The following is a 21,140-nucleotide window of genomic DNA, read 5'->3' as shown; positions in this document are numbered from 1 at the left end:
CCTTGACGATGTCGTCGGCAGCCAGTGGCAGGCTAACGGGCTGTGCTCCCACTCTATTAAGTGATCTCATAGCACCCGCCTAGTGAATCGAAGGAGACACCGGTCGGTGATGTCGTAGAGGCAGCCCTTTAAGAATGCTGATCGGTCCTCTTCCGTATCGTCGCGTTCAGTGTTGAGGTCGTCCATTCGGCTAACGCAGAGCGAATGAAATTGAACGGGATCGAGGTCCAGTTCACCGGCGAGATATTTTGCCCGAAGGGTGGCGACCTCTGACCGAACCCGCCGTTGGAGCTGATCGACGTCGCTGGCATCGAGGTAGCGGGATGCACGTGCTTCTGACGCATAATCCCGTCGGAGCGCGGCGGCCAGAGCTGTCATCTCTGCCGGAAGTCCAGCCTCGGTCAATTTCGTGGCAAGCTTTCCGCCGGAGCGCGTCGACGCTCCGTCTAACATTTCGGTAATGCGCTCTTCCCACCAGGCGCGCACTTCTTCACGCGTGATAATCTTCTTCAGCGGGTCCGGAAGCCACTTGGCGCTGCCTGCAGTTTTCGCCATTGCTCGAAGCTCAAGGAGGAGAACTTCCGCCGGCTCAAACAGAATTGATCGGCCTTCTTGATGAGCCAACCGCATCAGCTGGACTAAGTTGTCCTTTGCAATTGCCTTTTCGCTTTCTCTATGATCCCAAAGGCAATTGGCGACCCAGAATTGGGAGTCTCGTCCCTTCAGGGACTTAAAGCTGGGACACCGCGCATCGATATCTTGGACGAGAGCAGCGATTTCCGTGCCCGCGCTCTGCCGTCCTGCAGAAAGCCTCGGATAAGGATAGCCGGTGGCAGCGGTGTTTTTCGGGAAAACCCGCGTTCGGGACGCCGGGGTCGCAGCTTCGAATCCTGTCACTCCGACCAATATGCGAATATCTCAGCAGTTTCATAGTTTTAGAGAGAGCCGAACGGCGCGCGTGCCGGCGGCTGTCCGGGCTCAGCTGCTGCGACGGCAAGGCTCTTTCTGAAAGCAAATTAAGCCGGCCTTCGACAAACCAAATCGATTTCGATCAGCGCCTCATAGGCAAGGACCGTCACACCCACGCAGGTGCGGGCCGGCAGGCGGTCGGCCGCAAAATAGCTGCGATAGGTCGCGTTCATCGCCGCGTAGTCCTCTTTGAAACGCGTCAGATAGATCCGCGCCATCACGATGTGTTCGAAGCCGAGGTCGAGCCCGGCCAGCACCAGCCGCAGGTTTTCCATCACGGCGCGGGTCTGCGCCTCGATGCCGTCGGGCAGCTTGCCGGGCGCATCCGGCGTGTCCGGCATCTGGCCGGTGACAAAGACAAAACCGTCGGTCTCGACGGCATGGCTGAACGGCGCCACCGGTCTCGGGCCGCCTGCGATCATGTGGAATTTCAAGGCATGCCTCGGTAGTTTAAGAGCGCGGTGCGCTGTCGAACAGGCGCTTGCTCAGGATGGCGTGCACGCCCCAATTGCCGTCCACCACTTGCGTGACGCCGAAGTCGACCGCGGCCGACATCAGCGCAATCGCCTCGTCTTCGCTCAGGCCTTTGATGTTCATCAGGAAGCGCCGCATCTTGCGAAAGGCGTCCTTCATCGCGAGATCGAGCGAGGAGGTGGCATAGACCTCGCTCTGGCCCTTGGCGCCGAACTCGGCGAGATAGTTCGGATGGCTGAAGCCGGTCAACACCCATTCGGTCCCGGTCTCGATCAAGGGATAGGTCAGATCGGCGAAGACGCGGCCGGCCAGATCCGCCTTCTTGTGCAGGATGAGCTGGAACGTTCCGGTCATCGAGCATTCGATCGCGGTGCCGCCGAGTTCGCCGTCGCCCTGGGTCGCATGGGGATCGCCGACCGAGAGCAGCGCGCCCGGCACCGAGACCGGCAGATAGACCGTCGATCCCTTGCCGAGCCGCCAATTGTCGAGATTGCCGCCGAAATAGGACGGCGGAATCGAATCGACGAAATCCACCTCGCGCGGCGCCACCGCGATCACGCCGAAATGCGGACGCAAGGGAATACGGATGCCGTCGAGCACGTTGTGCCTGCGCTTGACCGAACCCGGGCGAACCGGCACGCCCGGATAATCATAGGTCGCGTGAACCACGCCGAACGGATCGGTCTGCGGCTCCCAGCGATAGGAATAAAGCGCGCGCGCATGCGGCGTTTCGTCGTGATCGCCTTCGCGTCCGGCAAAAATCTCGTAGATCGTCACGGCCTCGCGCGGGTTCGGCTCGGCGAGCAGCTCGTTGTAGTGATATCCCCACCAGGCCGCGACGCTGGAGCCGAACACCTGGCCTTCGAAATCGGGATTGCGCGAGGCGCGCGGCACGATGTCGAGGATGCGCACTTCGAGCACGTCCCCGGGCTGCGCGTCCTTCACGGCCACGGGCCCGGTACAGATGTGAACGCCGAACCCTTCGCCCGCGCCACGGCCGTAGACGGAGGCATCCATCGGGCCGGCGCCGCGCCGGTCGACGTTTTTCGCCTCGCGCGTCCAGTGGAACACGCTTTCGGCGCCGGAATCGCCCTTGATCATGCGCTCGGGATCGTCCGAGGCATGCTGCGTCAGGGTTTCGATCGTGATGGTCTCGCCCGAATTGATTTCGATCTGCGGCGGCATCGACCGCGAGAAATATCCCCAATGCACGTGGGCTGCTTCCACCGAGAGATGATGGTGGAGCCGCTCGCCTTCGGCGCAACAGGGCGTCTTGTCGGCCGGCGCGGCTTCGGCGCTGCGTTCCGCGCCGGCCAGCGGATAATGGCTGCGCAGCTGCGCCAGCGCCTGCTGCGGCCAGCCGCGCTGGCCGGTCACCGCGGAGGAGGCTGAGCTGCGCTCGAGTTCCTGCTGACGGAATTCGCGCGGCGACAGTCCGAAGCGATGGCGAAACGCCCGGCTGAAATGCGCGGAATCGTTAAAACCGTTGCGATAGGCGATTTCCGAGATCGAGTGATGCGCCTCCGCCGGACTGGACAATTCCGCCGAGGCCCGCTGCAGCCGGCGTTCGCGCACGTAATGGGTAAAGCTGCTTCCCGAGCCCTCGAACAGCTTTTGCAGGTATCGCTCGGATATTCCTTCGGCGTCCGCCACCCGCGCCGGCGTGAGATCGGGATCATCAAGCCGGCGCTCGATGGTCTGGCAGAGGCGGTGAAGGATCGCCGCCCGCGTCGCGGTGGCGCCGGCATCCGTCGCCGGCATCAGCTGCCGCACGAAGGTCGGCAGCAGATCGGCGAGGCTTTGGGCGACCGCCGCCCATTCGCTGTCCGACAGCATCTCGAGATTTCGCGCGGCCGATTCCAGCGTGCGCGAGAACACCTCGGTGAAACCGGTGGGAGCCAGCACGCGAACTTCATCGAATACTGGCCCAGTGACCTTGCGGCTGCCGAATGCATCCGACGTCACCGACAGGACGATGGCGCGCATGTCGCGCTGGAACGACACGCTCCAGTCACCCTTGCGCGGCAACAGCAGCAAGTGCCCGATCGAAATGATCTGGTGGCCGGTGCTGGTCCGCAACGTGACACCGTCCTCGGTCGGCAGCAGCATGATCGGCATGTCGCCGGCCGGATGCGGCCGCGGCGACACCGCCTGCGATCCCGCCGCGAGCCTGGCCAGCACCACGCCCTCGGCGTTGCGGCGCGACGCCGTGGCGTGCCCGGTGTGAACGGTCGATCCCGCCGATGGCTGCAGGCCGACCGCGCTCAAGACGTCACGCCACGCCTCCAGCCGGTCGCTTTCGGAATAGGATTCGCTGGTGAATGGGCGGAAGCTCATGGATCGACCCCAAACAGGGAAATCGAAGCAACCTCCGTGCCAATACCGCGGGACATCTTGCCGCGGCGGCCACGAGATGCAACTCCCGGATATCCCCGTGAGGTCTACAACCCTTGGTCCGGCTCCGAGGTCCCGAGGTTCCATCACCGGGCGCGTCAGTCGCACCTGAAGATGTTCTTGCGGATCGTGCCGTGTACGCCCCAATTGGCGTCGACCACCTGGGTGACACCGAAATCGGCGCCCACCGACATCAGTGAAATCGCTTCATCCTCGCTCAGGCGATGCACCGTCATCAGGAACCGGCGCAGCTTGCGAAACGCGTCGCGCATCGCGCGGTCGAGGCTCGAATGGTTGGCGATTTCGGTCTGCGCGCCGGCGCCGAGTTCGGCGAGGTAGTTCGGGTAGGTGAAGCCGTACACCGACCATGCGCTGTCGTTCTCCAGCATCGGATGCGACAGTCCCTCCAGCACCGTGCCGCCGAGATCCGCCTTCTTGTGCAGGACGAATTCGAAGTCGCCGGTCAGCGACGTTTCGATGGCGGTGCCGCCGAGCTCGCTGTCGCCTTGCGCCGCGTGCGGGTCTCCCACGGAGAAGAACGCGCCTGATACCGCGACCGGGTAATACATCCTTGCGCCTTTGCCGATGCGCCAGTCGTCGATATTGCCGCCGGTGTAGCTCGGCGGGATCGAGCTGACGAAATCGGATTCCGAAGGCGCCAGCCCCATGGTGCCGAAATGCAGCCGCGCCGGCACCTTGACACGGGAAAGGATATTCTCGCGCTTGCGGATGGTTGCGTGATCGACCCGCACGCCCGGATAATCGATCGTGGCATGTACGATGCCGTCCGGGTCGGTCTGAGGCGTCCAGACATAGTTGTAGACCGCCTTCGCGAACGGCTCGCCCGTCGTGTCGAGTTCGAAAATGGTGATGACCTCGCGCGGCTTCGGCTCCTCGATCAGGTCGTGGTAGTGAAAACCCCAGTTCGCCGAGGCGTTGGAACCGAAGCAGCGGCCGGCATGGCAGGCGTGACAGGCGGGACGGGGCCGCACATCCAGGATGCGGACTTCCAGCACGTCGCCCGGTTCCGCATTCTCGATCGCCACCGGCCCGGTCAGGAGGTGAACGCCGAGGCCTTCGCCGGAGCCGCGGATGAACGGGCCTTCGGTCGGCCCGGCGCCGCGGCGGACGACGGCTTTATGCTCGCGCGTCCAGTGGAATACGCTTTCGGCGCCGGGATCGTCGGCGATCATCCGCTCGTAATCGTCGTTGGCGTGATGGGTCAGCGTCTCGATGGTGGCGCGGTCGCCCGAGCGCAGCGTCAGGGCCGGCGTGACCTTCTTGCTGAAATATCCCCAGTGAACGGAAGCCGGCGATACCGGCAGCGTGTGGTGCTTCATGCGAATGCCTCTTCAGGAAAGGGAAGTGTCGGCCGGCCGGTCATGACGTGCTCTCCGGCGCCTTGTCGGCCTCCATCACGCTGAGGAAGCGCGCCGTGGCCGGATGTTGCGGATTGCTGAGGATTTCGTGCGCCGGCCCCTGTTCGATGATCGAGCCGCCGGAAAGGAACGCGACGCGGTCGGCGACTTCATCGGCGAAGCGGATCTGGTGCGTCGAGATGATCATGGTCAGCCCGTCATCGACCGCCAGCCGCCGGATCACCTCCAGCACCTCGTTGACGAGTTCGGGATCGAGCGCGGACGTCGGCTCGTCGAGCAGCAGCACGCTCGGATTGGGCGCGAGCGCCCGCGCGATGGCGACCCGCTGCTGCTGGCCGCCGGACAGATGGCGCGGCAGGGCGTCGGCGCGGTGGCTCAAACCGACGCGTTCGAGCAGTTCCCGGGCGCGGCGGTCGGCGTCGGTGCGGGTCAGGCCGTGCACCCAGCGCAAGGGACCGGCGACATTCTCCCGGGCGGTCAGATGGCTGAACAGGTTGAACTGCTGGAACACCATGCCGACACCGACGCTGGCGCGCTCGTTGGCGATGGCGCGCGGCGACAGCTTCCTGCCGTCGTCGCTATGCCCGAGACGGCGGCCGCCGACGCGCACCATGCCGGAATCCCAGTTCTCCAGATGGTTGATGCAGCGCAGCAGCGTGCTCTTGCCGGATCCGCTGGGGCCGAGCAGCGCCACGACCTCGCCGACGCGGACGGTCAAATCGACGCCGTTGAGCACGGTCTGCGCGCCGTAGCTCTTGCGAAGACCGGTCACCTCGACGGCGACATTGTTGCGCTGGACCATCGCGGCGTGTTTGGCGCGGTCGCTCCGGGAGGTAGGGCGTGGCGCCGTCATCTCCGGCAGCAGGCTGTGCGGCGGGGGGAGGAGCGCCGCCGGTTCGGCCAGTTTGGTCTGCAGGTCGACGCGGCGCCAGGGCAGGAAGATGGAGAGGCGCCCCTGCGGCGTGACGCGATCGAGATCGAGCGCCCGCTCCACGAACAGCTGGATCACGCTGACCAAACTGGTGAGCACGAGGTAGATCAGGCCGGAGGCGAAGAAGATCGAGAAGAAATCGAAAGTCGAGGACGCAAGCTGGGTGCTTCGCAGTGTCAGCTCCTGCACGGAGATCACGCTGGCGAGCGACGAATTCTTCAGCGCGCTGACGGTCTCGTTGCCGAAGGCGGGAATCATGGTGCGGATGGCCTGCGGCGCGATGATGCGGCGCATCAGCAATGAAGGCGTCATGCCCAGCGCCTGGCCGGCCAGCACCTGTCCGCCGTCGACGCCGAGCACACCCGCGCGCAGCATCTCGGCGATGAAGGGCGCTTCATTGGCGGCGAGGGCGAGACCGGCAGCGCCGATCGCGGAGAGTTTCAGGCCGATCTGGGGCAGCGCGTCGTAGGCGAACACCATCTGCAGGATCAGCGGCGTACCGCGGAAGATCACCGTGTAGCCCCGGGCGAGTGCAGCCAGCACCGCAAAACGGCTGAGCTGCATCGCCGCCAGCACGAGGCCGAGGATCAGCCCGCCGGCGAGGCCAAGGGCGGTCACCGCGACGGTGAACCAGATGCCCTCGATCAGGTACGGCAGGCTGAGATAGTGGACAAAAAGCGACATTACTTGACCGAGAGAATGTCGGGCTCTTTGAAGTTGTTGGGGTCGAGTTCCCACTTCGCGAGCAGGGCCTTGTGGGTGCCGGCCTTCTGGACCTCGATCAGCGCGGCCATCACGGCGTCGCGGAAATCGGGCTTGTCCTTGGGAACGGCGATGCCGACCGAATAGGGGATGGTCACCGCGATCGCCTTCTCCAGCTTGTCGGGATTGGCCTTCACCGCCTGATCGACGGTGTTGACGTCGTTGACATAGGTGTCGGCACGGCCGGCGAGGATCGCCTGGATGCAGTTGGCGTTGTTGTCATAGAGCTGCAGGGTCGGTTCGGGCTTTCCTTCTTTCTTGCACTCGGGCGCCAGCGCCTGCACCAGCGGGACTTCGACGTAGCCGGTGTTCTCGGCCGCCGCCGCGCCGCACATCGAGATATTGATGCCGGTGATCTTCTTCGGATTGCCCTTGGCGACCAGAACGCCGTCGAACACCTTCGAATAGGTGATGAAGTCGGCCGCCTTGGCGCGCTCTTCCGTGGCGTAGATGTCGGAAATCACGATGTCGGCCTGTCCGCTCGCCAGTGTCGTCAGCAGCGCCGCGAACGTCACGGGCTTGTAGGTCAGCGTGAAGCCGAGGCACTCGCCGATCGCCTCGCCGAGGTCGATATCGAAGCCGACATATTTGTTCGGGTCTTTCGGGTCGATCGCTTCATAGCCCGGCGTGTGCGGGTTGATCGCGTTGACGAGCTGCTTGCCCTTGAACTGCGGATATTTGGTCTGCAACGCCGCGCAGCCCGCGGGGGCGGCGGCGCTGGCGGAGGTCGGCGCCCAGATCGTCGCCAGGAGGAACGTAGCAAGCGCGGCACTGCGCAATCCGGAGATCACGGCGGAATGCCGCGCCCGGGCCTCGGTGGAAGATTGCCTGTGCATCTGTTTCTCTCCTTCGAAATTGCCATGGCGGCGCCATGTTCCAAGTTCGAAGGAAGCCTACGGTCGCTTGCCGGTTTTGGGCTTGTCCCGGGACGCACAAAAAGTTGGATGCGCCGGTGCCAGCAATTAGGCAGCGGCTGCGGAAATTATGGGCGATCGGCGCAAGAAACGCGCAAAAGCCCGGATCAGGGGGTTTAGTCGTCTGCAGGAGTCCACGATCCGCAGGCCAGGTCGCGGCTGCGCAGTCGCCCGCGCCGGATCGACCAGCGTTCCGACGTGTTGCCCATCACCGCCTGCAGCGCCGAACGCGCGTTCAACTGCCGTTCCGGCACGCAGGCGATGATCGCATTGCGGTCCTCGATGCCCTGCTCGTCGACGATCCATACCCGCAAATTGTCGCCGGCGAGCCGCGCGGCGATCCGATCGACCGTCGGATCGATATCGTTGGGTACCGTCACATTCATGACGATGCGGCCGCCCGGCTGCAGGCGGGCGCGGATCGCCTCGCAGGTCTCGACGTCGAACTCCTCGTCGAACTGAAAGCCGGGGCCGCCGACGTCGATGGCGATGGCGTCGTAAAACGCGTCGTCCTGAAAAATGAACTTGCGGAAATCGGAGACGATGCAGGCGAGATCGTCGGGCAGGGCGAAGAATTTCTGCGCGATCACGAAGCTGATCGGATTGTTGTCGATGATCGTCAGATTCTTCCCGAGATGGGTCAGCCGGGTGGCGAGATTGCCGCCGCCGCATCCCAGGACGAGGACGCTTGCCGAGCGTGACAGCAGCTCATCCATCAGCTTGACATAGGTGAACACGCTCTCGCCGTCAGGCGTGGCCTGGCTCTGCCGCACGCCCTGTTCAAAGTAGATGCGGGTGCCCGACTGCGAGCATTCGACGATTTCGATCTCGCCGTTCCTGCCCTGATATCGCCCCAACAGCCGCACAGCAGCCACCATGCATTAAATAGTATGTATCAAACATCTCTTATCATGTAACATGCCGGATGCCAATGTCCGCGACCGGACCGGCCGAGCCTGAACCGGAGAAATCAACTGCATGATCACCGCCAATCAGCTCAGGGCCGCGCGTGCGCTCCTGAACATCGATCAGCGGCAAATGGCCGAGCTCGCGGACCTCTCGGTGCCGACCATCCAGCGCATGGAGGCCAGCGACGGCGTCGTCCGCGGCAACGTCGATTCGCTGATGAAGCTGGTGGCGGCGCTTGATGATGCGGGGATCGAGCTGATCAATCCCGGCGTTGCAAGCACGACCGGGGGAAGGGGCGTGCGACTGCGCGAGCATGTCAGCAAACCGAAGCCGAAAACAAAGCCAAAATCCTCTTCTTCGCGGGCGCTGGAGCGGGCGCGCTGAATCGTTGCGATTCTAGCGGGCCGTGCGCTCTTCGATGCGCTTGACGGGCTGCTCGCCTGAGGCCGGTGTACCCCCGATGATGAGGCGGGTGAATTTTGCGCTCAACAGCAGCCGCGGAAGCGTCCCTTGCCGACAGCGTAGCGGGCGTTCTGCCGCTCCACGAAGAATTCCTCGTAACTCATGATTGGCGCGTCCGGATGCGTCTGCCGGCGATGCTCCACGTAGGTCTGGTAGTCGGGAATGCCGACCATCAGACGCGCGGTGCGTATCGTCCATTCCTTCATCGTCATGATGTCAGGCAAGTTTCGCTCCCGGGATGGTCGCAGGCAGACCGATCTCGATGGCGGTGATCGTCGGATCGCCCAATGCCCGCCGTATGGCGATGACACCGTAGATTATCATTGCCAGCACCACCATGACGAACAGCGCGGACAGTGTGGCGTCGACGTAATCGTTGACGATGACGCGGTTCATCTCCGCCATCGTTTTTGCCGGCGCCAGGATCTTGCCCGCCGCGGCGGCGTCGCCGAACACCCGTGCGTGGGCAACGAAGCCGATTGTCGGTTCGGCGCTGAAGATTTTCTGCCACCCCGCCGTCAGCGTGCATACCAGGAGCCAAAAGGTAGGCACGATCGTAACCCAGGCGTAACGCTGGCGCTTCATCTTGAACAGTACGACCGTGCACAGGATGAGCGCGATCCCCGCCAGCATCTGGTTGGAGATGCCGAACAGCGGCCAGAGCGTGTTGATGCCGCCCATTGGATCGATGACGCCCTGGTAGAGGAAGTAGCCCCAGGCGCCGACCGCCAGCGCCGACCCCACCAGGTTGTTTCCCCACGACTCGGTCTTCCGGAACGATGGCACCACGCTGCCGACCATATCCTGGATCATGAACCGAGCGACGCGGGTGCCGGCGTCGACGGTGGTGAGGATGAACAGCGCCTCGAACAGGATGGCGAAGTGGTACCAGAGCCCCATCAGAACGCGGCCGCCGAACATACCGGACAGGATGTGTGCCATGCCAACTGCGAGTGTCGGGGCGCCGCCGGTGCGCGACAGCAGCGTCTTCTCTCCGACGTCCTGGGCGATCTGGCTGAGCATGTCGGGGGTGACGGTGAAGCCCCAGCCGGTGATCACCTGCGCCGCCTGCGCGGCGGTGGTGCCGATCAGCGCCCCCGGGCTGTTGATGGCGAAATAGATTCCGGGCTCGATCACGGTCGCGCCGATCATCGCCATGATGGCGACGAACGATTCCGTCAGCATGGCACCATACCCGATGAGGCGGAGCTGGTTCTCGTTCTCTATCATTTTCGGGGTCGTGCCCGAGGCAATCAGCGAATGGAAGCCGGACACCGAGCCACAGGCGATGGTGATGAACAGGAACGGGAACAAGCTGCCCGACCACACCGGGCCGGTGCCGTCGATGAACCTGGTAACCGCGGGCATTTTCAGCTCCGGCTGCACCAGGATGATGCCGACCGCGAGCAGGGCCATGGTACCAACCTTGAGGAAGGTCGACAGATAGTCCCGTGGCGCCAGCAGCAGCCACACCGGCAACACCGAGGCGACGAAGCCATAGCCGATGATGATCAGCGCCAGCGTCTCGCCGCGCAGATCAAACCATGTTGCGATCGCCGGGTTTTCCGACACGGTCCGGCCGTAGATCAGCGCTGCAAGCAGCAGCACAATGCCAATAACCGACATCTCCGCGATGCGGCCGATCCGGATGAAGCGGGCGTAGACGCCCATCAGCATTGCAATTGGAATGGTGCAGAATACCGTAAAGGTGCCCCATGGGCTGCCGACCAGCGCCTTGACCACTACCAGCGCCAGCACGGCGAGCAGGATGACCATGATCAGCAAGACGCCGACGAGCGCAATGCCGCCGGCGACCGGCCCCATTTCGGAGCGCACCATGTCGCCGAGCGAGCGGCCGTCACGCCGCGTGGACAGGAAGAGCACAGTCAGATCCTGCACCGCGCCGGCGAAGACGACGCCAGCGAGAATCCACAGCGTGCCGGGCAGATAGCCCATCTGGGCGGCGAGCACCGGACCGACCAGGGGGCCGGCGCCGGCAATTGCCGCAAAGTGGTGACCGAACAGCACGTAGCGGTTGGTCGGCACGTAGTCGAGGCCGTCATTGTGCTGGTAGGCAGGGGTCTGCCGCTCAGGGTCGACGCCCAGTACCTTTTCGGCGATGAACAGCGCGTAAAAGCGGTAGGCGATGAAGTAGATGCATACCGAGGCGATGACGAGCCATGCCGCGTTCACGCTCTCGCCTCGGCTCAGCGCGACGATCCCGAACGAAACCGCACCGAGCGCGATCACTGCGGTCCAGAGCAGCTTTGACCGAAGCCCGTTTCCCTTGATGGCGAGCGAACTCATGTCTCCCTCCACATGCCTGGTTTCCCGTGCCAGCTCGATTAAAGTCATCATTTCTCCGCCGAAAGAGCCGGCGTTGATGCGGATCAAACTCTGCGCAATATAAACTCTGCGCAACATAAATGGAGTGCGGCAAAGATCAGTGCAGCGCAGCAAGTACACCGCAAGTGAACGTCGAACTTGCATCGCTCTGCATTTTGGCGCCGCGCAACGAAACGCGGGCCTAACCCGAAGCCGCGCTGTCGACCCGTTCGAGCAGCGCCAGCAGGCCTTGCAGCATGGCGGTCGGCGTCGGCGGGCAGCCCGGAATATGCAGGTCGACCGGGATCACCTCGGCGACGCCGCCGACGACCGCGTAGCTGCCGGCAAAGCAACCGCCGTCCCGCCCGCAGTCTCCGACCGCGACCACCCATTTGGGGCCGGGGACGGCATCATAGGTGAGCTTCAGCGCCTCGCGCATGTTCCTGGTCACGGGACCGGTCACCATCAGGACATCGGCATGGCGCGGCGAGGCGACGAAGCGCAGGCCGAAACGTTCGACATCGTAATAGGCGTTGTTGAGCGCGTGGATCTCCAGCTCGCATCCGTTGCATGAGCCGGCGTCGACCTCGCGGATCGAGAGGCTGCGGCCGAGCCGCCGCCGCGCCGCGCGGCCGAGCGAGGTTGCGAGCTCCGTCACCGCGGCGTCGTCCGCCGACGGCGCCGGTTCGGTGAAGGGCGAACGAAACAGGCTTTGAAACAGCAGCTTGCGCATCTCTGTTGTCCTTAAACGTCAGTGCGAGGAGTGGCACGTCCGCCGTAGTTCAATGAGCGAGGAGGAAGCGAAGCTCGCAATGACGGTTTCTCCGGCATATTCCTAAAGATCCACACCCGAGTACGAACAGTTGAACGACTTGTTGCAAAGCGGAAAGTCCGCCACGATGTTGCCTTCGATGGCGGCTTCCAGCAGCGGCCATTGAAACCACGAGGGGTCGCGCAAATGGCAGCGTTCGATCCGGTCATCGCGCAGCCGCAGCCAGACCAGGACGTCGCCGCGGAAGCCCTCTGTTATCGCCATGCCTTCCTGGACCATGCCTTCGCGCGCCTCCTTGCGCGGCCGGACCTGGGCGCGCAGCGCGCCTTCCGGAAGCCGGTCCAGGATCTGGTCGATCAGCGAAAGACTTTGCTCGACCTCGCGCACCCTGATCCAGACCCGCGCGCTGACGTCGCCTTCGGTCAGCACCGGCACATCGAAACGCAGGTCGTCATAAGGCGGACAGGCGAGGGTCCGGCGCGCGTCGAAGGATCGCCCCGAGGCGCGGCCGATATAGCCTCCAGCGGCATATTGCCTGGCCAATGCGGGCTTGAGCACGCCGGTATCGACGGTGCGATCCTGCAGCGAAGCGGTGTTGTCGTAGAGTTCGACCAGGGCCGGAAAGCGCAAGCGGATATTGTCCAGCGCCGCGTGGATGGCCTCGCGCCCGCTATCGTTGATGTCGCGGGCGACGCCGCCGGGCACGATGACGTCGCGCATCAGGCGATGGCCGAAGGCGGTATTGGCCGCGCGCAGCACGGTTTCGCGCAGCACGCTGGTATGGGCGTGCATCAGCGCGAAGGAAGCGTCGTTGCAGATGGCGCCGATATCGCCGAGATGGTTGGCAAGCCGCTCCAGTTCGGCGAGCAGCGCGCGCAGCCAGACCGCGCGATCGGGCGCGACAAGTCCCAGCGCCGCCTCGGCGGCCTTCGAGAACGCGTAAGCATAGGCGACGGTGCTGTCGCCCGATACTCGCCCGGCGAGCTCAACCGCGCGCTCGAGAGTGGCGCCGGTCATCAGCCCTTCGATGCCCTTGTGGACATATCCGAGCCGCTGCTCCAGCCGCACCACGGTCTCGCCGCTGGCGGTGAACCGGAAATGTCCGGGCTCGATGATGCCGGCGTGCACGGGACCGACCGCGATCTGGTGCACGCTGTCGCCCTCGACCGGCAGGAAGCGATAAGGCGATGATGTCGGCAACGCGTCGATGCGCTCTCCAAGCGGAAAGCGCACGTCCCAATTGTCGTGATCGAGCCAGGGACGGGTGTCCGGCAGGCCTTCCGCGACCAGGCCGAACAGATCGCGGGCGGTGCGCTCCAGGCGAAGCGCCGGCGGGTGGTGCACGCCGACGGAGGGATAAACGCGATCGGGGCAATCCAGGCTGACGATTGCGATTTCCGCGGTGTCACCATCCATGATCGCCATATGCACCATCGAGGGTTCGCCCCAAAGGCCAAGCAGGCCGAGACGCCCCTGTGCCAGCTCGTTGGCCACAAATCTCCAGAGGTGCGCACCGACCTCGGCGCGCGGCCAGGGACTGCGTTGCCGGATCTCGCGGCCTTCCAGAATGCGATCGATCAGCGACGGCATATCCTGTTCATCCTATCCAAGGAGGCGGGCCACATGCTGGAACCAGGCGACGAGCGGCGCGGGAAGATAGATGCCCGCGCATAGAACCAAAGCGAGATGGGCAAACATCGGCACGTAGGAGGCTTCCGCCGAGGCCGTGCTGCCGCGCGGCTTGCCGAAGGCGACGGTGGTCAGGCGCAACGTCAAGGCGCCGAAGGCCAGCAACAGGCCGAACACCAGCACGATCGCGAGCAAGGGCTGGCGCGCGAAGGTCGAGCTCACGACCAGGAATTCGCTCATGAAGATGCCGAGCGGCGGCAATCCCGCGATCGCGACCACGCCCACCACCAGTCCCCAGCCGAGCGCCGGATGCGTCACCGTGAGGCCTCTGATCCTGTGGATCCGCTGCGTGCCCTTGATCTGCGAGATATGGCCGACGGCGTAGAAGATCGCCGACTTGGTCAGGCTGTGCATCACCATGTGCAGGAGCCCCGCGAAATTGGCGAGCGGGCCGCCCATGCCGAACGCGAACACGATGATGCCCATGTGCTCGATCGAGGAATAGGCGAACAGCCGTTTGATGTCGCGGCGGCGGTAGAGCATGAAGGCGGCGAACACCAGCGAGACCAGCCCCATTGTCACCATCAATGGCCCAGGCGCGATCGCGTCGGGAGCGGCGGCGAGCAGGATCTTGAAGCGCAGCAGCGCGTAGAGCGCGACGTTGAGCAAGAGGCCCGACAGCACAGCCGATATCGGGGTCGGGCCTTCGGCATGCGCGTCCGGCAGCCAGGCGTGCAGCGGCGCCAGCCCAACCTTGGTGCCGTAGCCGAGGAACAGGAAGATGAAGGCGACGTTGAGCAGAGCGGGATCGAACTTCGCCGCATGCTGGATCAGAATCGTCCAGACCATGCCGTCCTGGCCTTCGCCGACCACCGGCCGCGCCGCCATGTAAACCAGGATGGTGCCGAACAGTGCGAACGCAATGCCGACGCTGCCGAGAATGAAATATTTCCACGCCGCCTCCAGCGCGGCGTGGGTGCGGTAGATGCCGACCATCAGCACCGTGGTCAGGGTTGCGATTTCCACCGCCACCCACATCAGGCCGATATTGTTCGACACGAACGCCAGATTCATGCCGAACATCATGGTCTGGTACATGGCGTGGTAGAAGCGCAGGTAGACCGGCGTCAACCGCCCGCTGTCGAGTTCGTGGGCGATGTAGCTCGCGCTGAAGATGGAGGTGGTGAATCCCACGAAGGTATTGAGCACGATGAAGACGATGTTGAGGTCGTCGACCAGCACATAGGGCCCCGGCTGCGGGCGTTCGATCACCAACAGCGAGAGCGCCGACAGGAATGTCGCGAGACTCGCCACCACGTTCAGCCGCGCCGTGAGCCGGTAGCCCGGCAGCGCGGCCAAGAGCGCCGCCGAGCCGATCGGTATCAGCAGCACCGCCGCGACGGGATCGAAGGAAGGCATATTCATCGGTGTTCGCCCCGGTAGTCGTCGAGAGCGGAGACATCGACGGAATCGAAGCGTTCGCGGATCCGGAACAGGAAGATGCCGATCACGATGAAGGCGATCAGGATCGAGAAGGCCACGCTGATCTCGACCACCAGCGGCATGCCCTTGGCGCCGGTCGCCGCCAGCACCAGCCCGTTCTCCAGCGACATGAAGCCCACCACCTGGCTGACGGCGTTGCGGCGCGTCACCATGACAAGAAGTCCGAGCAGCACCACCGACAGCGCGAAGGCGAGGTCCTCGCGCGCCAGCGGATCGGCTTCCGCGGTGACCCGCAGCATCAAGACCATCGAGAGCGCGACGAGCCCCATCCCGGCCAGCATGGTCGGGCCGATCCCGACGGCGGCCTCGATGTCGCGGTGAATCCCGAGTTGCTTGACGATGCGGTGCAGCGCCACCGGGATGACGATCGCCTTGAACACCAGCGCAATAACAGCGGTGACGTAGAGATGCGGCGCATCCTGGATGAAGGCCTGCCAGGCGACCGAAAGTGCGAGCACCAGGGCGTGCAGCGCGAAGACGTTGAGCAGGGAATAGAGCCGGTCCTGGTACAGCATCAGGAAGCTGATCAGGACCAGCCCGCCGGCCAGCGTATGGGAGACATCGAAGGAGAGGCTGTGCATCTGCATCAGAAACTCCTCGACACGAACAGCAAGAGCGTCCCGAGCAGGCCCAGCATCAGGGCCGCGCCGAGGAATTGCGGAACGCGGAACACCCGCATCTTCGCCGTCGCCGTCTCGAACATCGCGAGCAGGAAGCCTGCGACCGCGAGCTTGACGAGGTAGATGGCGGCGCCGATGGCGTAAGCCAAAGGCCCGGTGCCGAACACGGCGATCTTCCAGGGGAAGAACACGCAGGCGATCAGCGAGATATAGAGCAGGAGTTTCAGGAAGGCGCCGAATTCGATCATTGCGAGATGACGCCCCGAATATTCCAGCACCATCGCCTCATGCACCATGGTGAGTTCGAGGTGGGTTGCGGGATTGTCGACCGGAATTCGCGCGTTCTCCGCGAGCGCCACCATGACCAGCGAGACCAGCGCCATCCCCAGCGACACCCGCAATCCGACATAGGACGAGGCCAGGAAGTCCGCGACCGTCGAAAGCTGGGTCGAGCCCGCGACCAGCGCCACGCAGAACACCATCAGCAGCATCGCGGGCTCCGCAAGGGCGGCGATCATGACTTCGCGGCTGGAGCCGATGCCGCCGAAACTGGTGCCGACATCCATGCCGGCGAGCGCCAGAAAGAAGCGGGCGCTGCCGAGCAGCGCGACGATGGCGATCAGGTCCGCGGTCCAGTTGAACAACAGGCCGGTGGCAAACGTCGGCACCAGCGCCGCGGCAACCCAGATCGCGGCAAAGGTCACATAGGGCGTCACCCGGAACAGCCACGAGGCGTTGTCGGCGAGCACCACTTCCTTGCGCAACAGCCGCAACAGATCGCGATACGGCTGAAAGACCGAAGGCCCCTGGCGCCGTACCAGCCGCGCCTTGACCTTGCGCACGAAGCCGGTCAGGAGCGGCGCGAGCACCAGCACCAGCAGCATCTGAATGCTTTGCACGAGGATGTCGGAGACTACGACCATATCGCGAGCACCAGCAGCAGCGTGACGAGGGTGGCGAAGACGAGGCTGAGATAACGGCGGATGGTCAGGAACTGCAGCTGATTGAGCCATTCCGAGGAGACGGCGACCGCGCCCGCGATCGGCGCGTACATGCCCTCCCAGATCAGATCGTGCAGCTCGATTCTGAGCCGCGCCGGCCGGATATCGCCGGGGGGCGGCATCTCGACATGATCGCGGGCGTGGAACACCATCGTGCCGAACACGCGGCGGATCGGCTGGGCGAAGCTCGCGCCCGAATATTGCGCCGCCGGCACGGCATCGGAAAAGCCGCAGCCCCAGGCGGGCCCGCGCCGCAGCGCATGCGAGGCGAAGCGGTGAATGAAGAAGACGGTGAGCGACGCGGAGATCGCGATGAACATCATCACCAGCAACCCGTTGTAGGAACTGCGGCTCTCCGCGATCGGCGCGATCGACAGCCAGGCCTCGTTGGCCTGGATCGGCATCCGGCCGCCGAGGATTTCGACGGCGACGGGCGAGAGCGCATCGATCACCAGTCCCGGCAGGATTCCGCCGAGCAGGCACAGCACGGCCAGGATGAACATCGCCGCAAGCGAGTATCGATCGACCTCATTGGCGGTTTCTGCCGCCGTGCTGCGCGGCCGGCCGAGAAAGGTCACGCCGTAGGCCTTGACGAAAGTTGCCGCCGCCAGCGCCGCGGCCAGCGCCAGCATCGCGCCGACCGCCGGCACCATGATCTTCAATGCCCATTGCGGCAGGTCCGGGCTTTGCAGCACGGCCTGGAACATCAGCCATTCCGAAACGAAGCCGTTGAACGGCGGCAGCGCCGAGATGGCGACGCAGCCGACCAGAACGGCGAAGCTGGTGAAAGGCATGCGATGGATGAGGCCGCCGAGCTTGTCCATGTCGCGCTCGCCGGTCGAATTCAGCACCGCGCCGGCGCCGAAGAACAGCAGGCTCTTGAAGAAGGAGTGGTTGAGCACGTGAAACAGCGCGGCGGTGAAGGCAAGCGCCGCCGCGAGCTTCAGGCCGTTGGCCTGAAATGCCAGCGCCAGGCCGAGGCTGACGAAGATGATGCCGATGTTCTCGATCGTGGAGTAGGCGAGCAGGCGCTTGAGGTCGTTCTCCATCATGGCGTAGAGAATTCCCAATACGGCGGTGATGCTGCCGAGGAAGAGCACGATCACGCTCGCCGACCAATTGGGCGGCCCCAGCAGGTCGAACACGACCCGGATAAAGCCGTAGATCGCGACCTTGGTCATGACGCCGCTCATCAGCGCCGAGACATGGCTGGGCGCCGCCGGATGGGCGAGCGGCAGCCAGACGTGCAGCGGCACCAGGCCGGCCTTCGAGCCGGCGCCGAGCAGCATCAGGATCAGCACCAGCGCCGCCACATAGGGCGTATGCGCCGCCGCGCGGATGGCGGCAAATCCGTAATCGCCCGCCGGTCCCGCCAGCAGACCGAAGGCCAGCAGCAGCGAAAGGGTGCCGAAGCTCGCCATCACCAGATAGACATAGCCTGCCTTGGCGTTGCCGGGTTCGCGGTGGTGCGCCATGACCAGCGCCCAGGACGCCAGCGACATGAATTCCCAACACAAGAGATAGGAGAACGCGTCGTCCGCCAGCACCACGAGATTCATGCCGGCCAGAAAGGCCGGGAAGAAGGGGAGCACCCGGTGGGGCGATGGCTCGTGATGGCCGTAGCCGAGGCCATACAGGCTTGCCGCCGCCCCGCCGAGATTGACGACGACGAGGAAGAACGAGGCCAGCGCATCGAGCCGGAAATGCGCGCCGAGCCAGGGCAATCCGACCGGCAAAATGAGGGTTGAGGAGTTGGCGGCGTCGCCGAGCAACGCGCGCAGCGCGCCGAACAGCGCGGCCGCGCAAATCGCCAGCGTGGCGCCGTAGATGACCGCGGTGGCGCGCTCGCTGCGGCTGAGCGCGATCGCGAGAATGGCGGTCACCAGCAAGGCTGCGACACCGGACATCTGCAAGGCGACGGGAGAGATGACGACGGCCGAGTTCATGCGCGCGCGCCCGGAATGATCTTGACCGCTGGGTTCTTCAGCCGGACGCCGCGCCCCTGCGCGGTGCTGGCCGCGCCTTCGTCGATCATCTCGATTCCGGCCGCGTCGAAGGCCGCGATCAGCTTGACCAGTGAATCGACATTGCCGCGCACCATGGTTTCGGAGGCCTCCATGCGCTGAATGGTCGGCACCGAAAGCCCGGACATCTCCGCGAGCTGGCGCTGGTCGATGCCGAGAAGCACCCTGGCCGCCCGCAATTGTGCCGCTGTGAACATGAGTCTGCCCCGGGACCTAATCCCCATCAAACATCACTGCTGCATCATAAGTAATGATGCCAAAGTGTCAATAAGTGATGTTTAAAATGTCTATTCTAATGCGCTTGTTTGGATAGGCCGCGGGGCAGGACACAGCCTTCACGTCGGCTCCGTCAGGATCGCCAGCGCCAATTGTTTTCTGGGTATCCGATCCTCGCCGCTGCGGATTGACGAGGATCAAGGTTTGGCAGGGCCAAGGAGGGATCGATCGTCGCGACAGCCGACCGCGGCGTGAGCTACGAGTCGCGACGGTTCCCACTTCCGGAACAAAAACATGAAAATTGCAGTCTGGTCTCCGAACAGACGGGTAACCTTGCAGGCAGCGCCGGCTGGAATTGCGCGAGCCAGCTAATTAGATAGAGCGTCGTTGCCGTTCGAATTTCGGGAGGCCTTGATGGCCCTGAAAAATGCTTTCATCGCCGTTACCTGCGCCGTGCTTCTGGGATGGAGCGGGGTATCGATCGCCGGCGAGTATCGCCCCGACCAGTTCCTCGGCCTCGACCTTTTCAGGGCAGTGCTCTCGCCGAAGCGGCTCGGGCCGACGGCCGAATTCGAGCCGGTTCCAGTGCAGGCGAGGGACGATCGCGAGAGCGAGAACCCGCAGGCCCGTGCGGAGCCGACCGCCGAGCCCAGGCTCCACACGCAAAGCCCACGCATGGCCGATTTGCCCGTCGAGGAGCCGCAGGTGCGCGTCGAGAAGCCGCGCGTTGTGCCACGCACGAAAGTCGCCCATCGCCACGGCAATCCGCTCGACGCCCAGGCGTTCGATACGCGGGTTCAGGTCTGGCCCTGCAAGTCGGGCGGCATCTGCAACTGGAAGCGCTAGGGCGATAGTGCGAGGCTGTTTCTTCTCGTCATTGCGAGGAGCGAAGTGACGAAGCAATCCATCTGGCCACGCAAGGGAAGAATGGATTGCTTCGCTTCGCTCGCAATGACGGCCTCAAGAGTCACACACCCGTCGCAAAAGCTTCGGCCGGGAGTCAAATTGAGCAGGCAACCTCCGTCGCGATTCGACGGGGTGGCCACCAATGGCGATTGCGACACGCGGCAAGCACGGCCTGACCCGTCGGCATCTCCTGGTCCGCTCCGCCTCCACCCTGGCGCTCGCGGGGCTGGGCAGTCTGACAAGACCCTATCTCAGCCGGGCTGCGGACCGTCCACTGATCACATGCGGAATCCAATCGGGCGATGTGTCGATGCGCAGCGCCATGGTGTGGGCGAGGGCCGACCGGCCCGCGCGCATGCGGGTGGAGTATTCGACGCTCGAAAGTTTTGTCACTATCCTTGGCGCTGCGGCCGCGGACGCGCTACCGGAGCGTGACTTTACTTCCAAGATTTTGCTCGAGGGTCTTCCGCCGGGGCAGGATATCTTCTACCGGGTGAAGTTCGAAGACATCTCCGGCATTCCAGGCGAAACACAGGTCGGACATTTCCGCACCGCGCCGACAGACAAGAATTCGATATCGTTCGTCTGGTCGGGCGATACCGCGGGGCAGGGATGGGGCATTGATCCCTCGCGCGGCGGCATGCGCACCTACCGGACCATGCTGGAAAACCGCCCCGATTTCTTCATTCATTCCGGCGATCACGTCTACGCCGATTGCCCGGTGCCGTCCGAGCTGAAGCTGCCTGATGGCAACATCTGGCGCAATATCGTGACAGAAGAGAAATCCGTGGTGGCGCACAGCCTCGCGCAGTTCCGCGGCAACTACAAATACAATCTGCTCGACGAGAACCTGCGCGCCTTCAACGCGGAGGTGCCGATGTTCGCGCAGTGGGACGATCATGAAGTGACCAATGACTGGTCGCCGATCGGCAGCGCCGACGAGACCGGCT

At 64.1% G+C, this 21,140-nt stretch carries 19 protein-coding genes; 3 read left to right on the top strand and 16 right to left on the bottom strand.

Going from position 1 to position 21,140, the window contains the following annotated elements:
* Positions 1 to 66: 66 nt before the first annotated feature.
* From QZ213_RS07655 to QZ213_RS07625, 7 genes are all read right to left on the bottom strand, one after another.
* The gene (locus QZ213_RS07655) at positions 67 to 906 is read right to left on the bottom strand and encodes a hypothetical protein (protein WP_291685463.1); all 840 of its coding nucleotides are present in this window, start codon (positions 904 to 906) and stop codon (positions 67 to 69) included.
* A 110-nt stretch (positions 907 to 1,016) separates the two neighbouring features.
* Complete coding sequence (locus QZ213_RS07650; RefSeq protein WP_291685462.1) at positions 1,017 to 1,403, bottom strand: RidA family protein; 387 nt, start codon at positions 1,401 to 1,403, stop codon at positions 1,017 to 1,019.
* Between the two features lie 16 nt (positions 1,404 to 1,419).
* Complete coding sequence (locus QZ213_RS07645; RefSeq protein WP_291685461.1) at positions 1,420 to 3,780, bottom strand: acetamidase/formamidase family protein; 2,361 nt, start codon at positions 3,778 to 3,780, stop codon at positions 1,420 to 1,422.
* A 155-nt stretch (positions 3,781 to 3,935) separates the two neighbouring features.
* Entirely contained in the window at positions 3,936 to 5,177 is a 1,242-nt protein-coding gene (locus tag QZ213_RS07640) for an acetamidase/formamidase family protein (protein WP_291685460.1), read from the bottom strand.
* A gap of 40 nt (positions 5,178 to 5,217) precedes the next feature.
* Positions 5,218 to 6,831, bottom strand: coding sequence for an amino acid ABC transporter permease/ATP-binding protein (locus tag QZ213_RS07635; protein WP_291685459.1), 1,614 nt, complete (start codon positions 6,829 to 6,831; stop codon positions 5,218 to 5,220).
* Positions 6,831 to 7,745, bottom strand: coding sequence for an ABC transporter substrate-binding protein (locus QZ213_RS07630; RefSeq protein WP_291685458.1), 915 nt, complete (start codon positions 7,743 to 7,745; stop codon positions 6,831 to 6,833). The genes QZ213_RS07635 and QZ213_RS07630 overlap by 1 nt, the downstream gene beginning before the upstream one ends.
* A gap of 194 nt (positions 7,746 to 7,939) precedes the next feature.
* Positions 7,940 to 8,701, bottom strand: a complete 762-nt coding sequence (locus tag QZ213_RS07625) for a class I SAM-dependent methyltransferase (RefSeq protein WP_291685457.1) — start codon at positions 8,699 to 8,701, stop codon at positions 7,940 to 7,942.
* Between the two features lie 100 nt (positions 8,702 to 8,801).
* Here QZ213_RS07625 and QZ213_RS07620 point away from each other — a divergent pair, with 100 nt between their 5' ends.
* Positions 8,802 to 9,116, top strand: a complete 315-nt coding sequence (locus tag QZ213_RS07620) for a helix-turn-helix transcriptional regulator (RefSeq protein ID WP_291685456.1) — start codon at positions 8,802 to 8,804, stop codon at positions 9,114 to 9,116.
* 101 nt (positions 9,117 to 9,217) lie between these two features.
* Here the strand turns inward: QZ213_RS07620 and QZ213_RS07615 are convergent, their stop codons facing one another.
* The 9 genes from QZ213_RS07615 to QZ213_RS07575 all read right to left on the bottom strand — a co-directional run bounded on the left by QZ213_RS07615 (position 9,218) and on the right by QZ213_RS07575 (position 19,265).
* Entirely contained in the window at positions 9,218 to 9,406 is a 189-nt protein-coding gene (locus tag QZ213_RS07615) for a YbdD/YjiX family protein (RefSeq protein WP_291685466.1), read from the bottom strand.
* A gap of 4 nt (positions 9,407 to 9,410) precedes the next feature.
* Positions 9,411 to 11,501: a carbon starvation CstA family protein gene (locus QZ213_RS07610; protein WP_291685455.1), complete on the bottom strand. Its 2,091-nt coding sequence runs from the start codon at positions 11,499 to 11,501 to the stop codon at positions 9,411 to 9,413.
* 220 nt (positions 11,502 to 11,721) lie between these two features.
* Positions 11,722 to 12,252 carry an NADH-quinone oxidoreductase subunit NuoB gene (gene nuoB, locus QZ213_RS07605; protein WP_291685454.1) on the bottom strand — a complete coding sequence of 177 codons (531 nt, stop codon included), beginning with the start codon at positions 12,250 to 12,252 and terminating at the stop codon, positions 11,722 to 11,724.
* A 102-nt stretch (positions 12,253 to 12,354) separates the two neighbouring features.
* Entirely contained in the window at positions 12,355 to 13,881 is a 1,527-nt protein-coding gene (locus QZ213_RS07600; protein ID WP_291685453.1) for an NADH-quinone oxidoreductase subunit C, read from the bottom strand.
* A gap of 12 nt (positions 13,882 to 13,893) precedes the next feature.
* Complete coding sequence (locus QZ213_RS07595; protein ID WP_291685452.1) at positions 13,894 to 15,345, bottom strand: hydrogenase 4 subunit F; 1,452 nt, start codon at positions 15,343 to 15,345, stop codon at positions 13,894 to 13,896.
* On the bottom strand, positions 15,342 to 16,004 hold the full coding sequence (locus QZ213_RS07590; protein WP_291685465.1) for a hydrogenase-4 component E: 663 nt from the start codon (positions 16,002 to 16,004) through the stop codon (positions 15,342 to 15,344). Before QZ213_RS07590 ends, QZ213_RS07595 begins: the two co-directional genes overlap by 4 nt.
* Positions 16,005 to 16,009: 5 nt before the next feature.
* Entirely contained in the window at positions 16,010 to 16,966 is a 957-nt protein-coding gene (locus tag QZ213_RS07585; RefSeq protein ID WP_291685451.1) for an NADH-quinone oxidoreductase subunit H, read from the bottom strand.
* On the bottom strand, positions 16,957 to 18,972 hold the full coding sequence (gene hyfB / locus QZ213_RS07580) for a hydrogenase 4 subunit B (RefSeq protein ID WP_291685464.1): 2,016 nt from the start codon (positions 18,970 to 18,972) through the stop codon (positions 16,957 to 16,959). Before hyfB ends, QZ213_RS07585 begins: the two co-directional genes overlap by 10 nt.
* 14 nt (positions 18,973 to 18,986) lie before the next feature.
* Complete coding sequence (locus tag QZ213_RS07575) at positions 18,987 to 19,265, bottom strand: helix-turn-helix transcriptional regulator (RefSeq protein ID WP_291685450.1); 279 nt, start codon at positions 19,263 to 19,265, stop codon at positions 18,987 to 18,989.
* Positions 19,266 to 19,698: 433 nt separating this feature from the next.
* Here QZ213_RS07575 and QZ213_RS07570 point away from each other — a divergent pair, with 433 nt between their 5' ends.
* Together QZ213_RS07570 and QZ213_RS07565 are read left to right on the top strand one after the other, a co-directional pair.
* On the top strand, positions 19,699 to 20,130 hold the full coding sequence (locus tag QZ213_RS07570) for a hypothetical protein (RefSeq protein ID WP_291685449.1): 432 nt from the start codon (positions 19,699 to 19,701) through the stop codon (positions 20,128 to 20,130).
* A gap of 202 nt (positions 20,131 to 20,332) precedes the next feature.
* The coding region (locus tag QZ213_RS07565; protein WP_291685448.1) for an alkaline phosphatase D family protein at positions 20,333 to 21,140 on the top strand (808 nt) is incomplete at its 3' end.

It is taken from the genome of Bradyrhizobium sp. (assembly GCF_017881085.1).
In the GTDB taxonomy this organism is placed as follows: Bacteria; Pseudomonadota; Alphaproteobacteria; order Rhizobiales; family Xanthobacteraceae; genus Bradyrhizobium.
The sequence above is the reverse complement of the archived record's forward strand: the minus strand, read 5'-3'. Positions and strand labels throughout refer to the sequence as shown.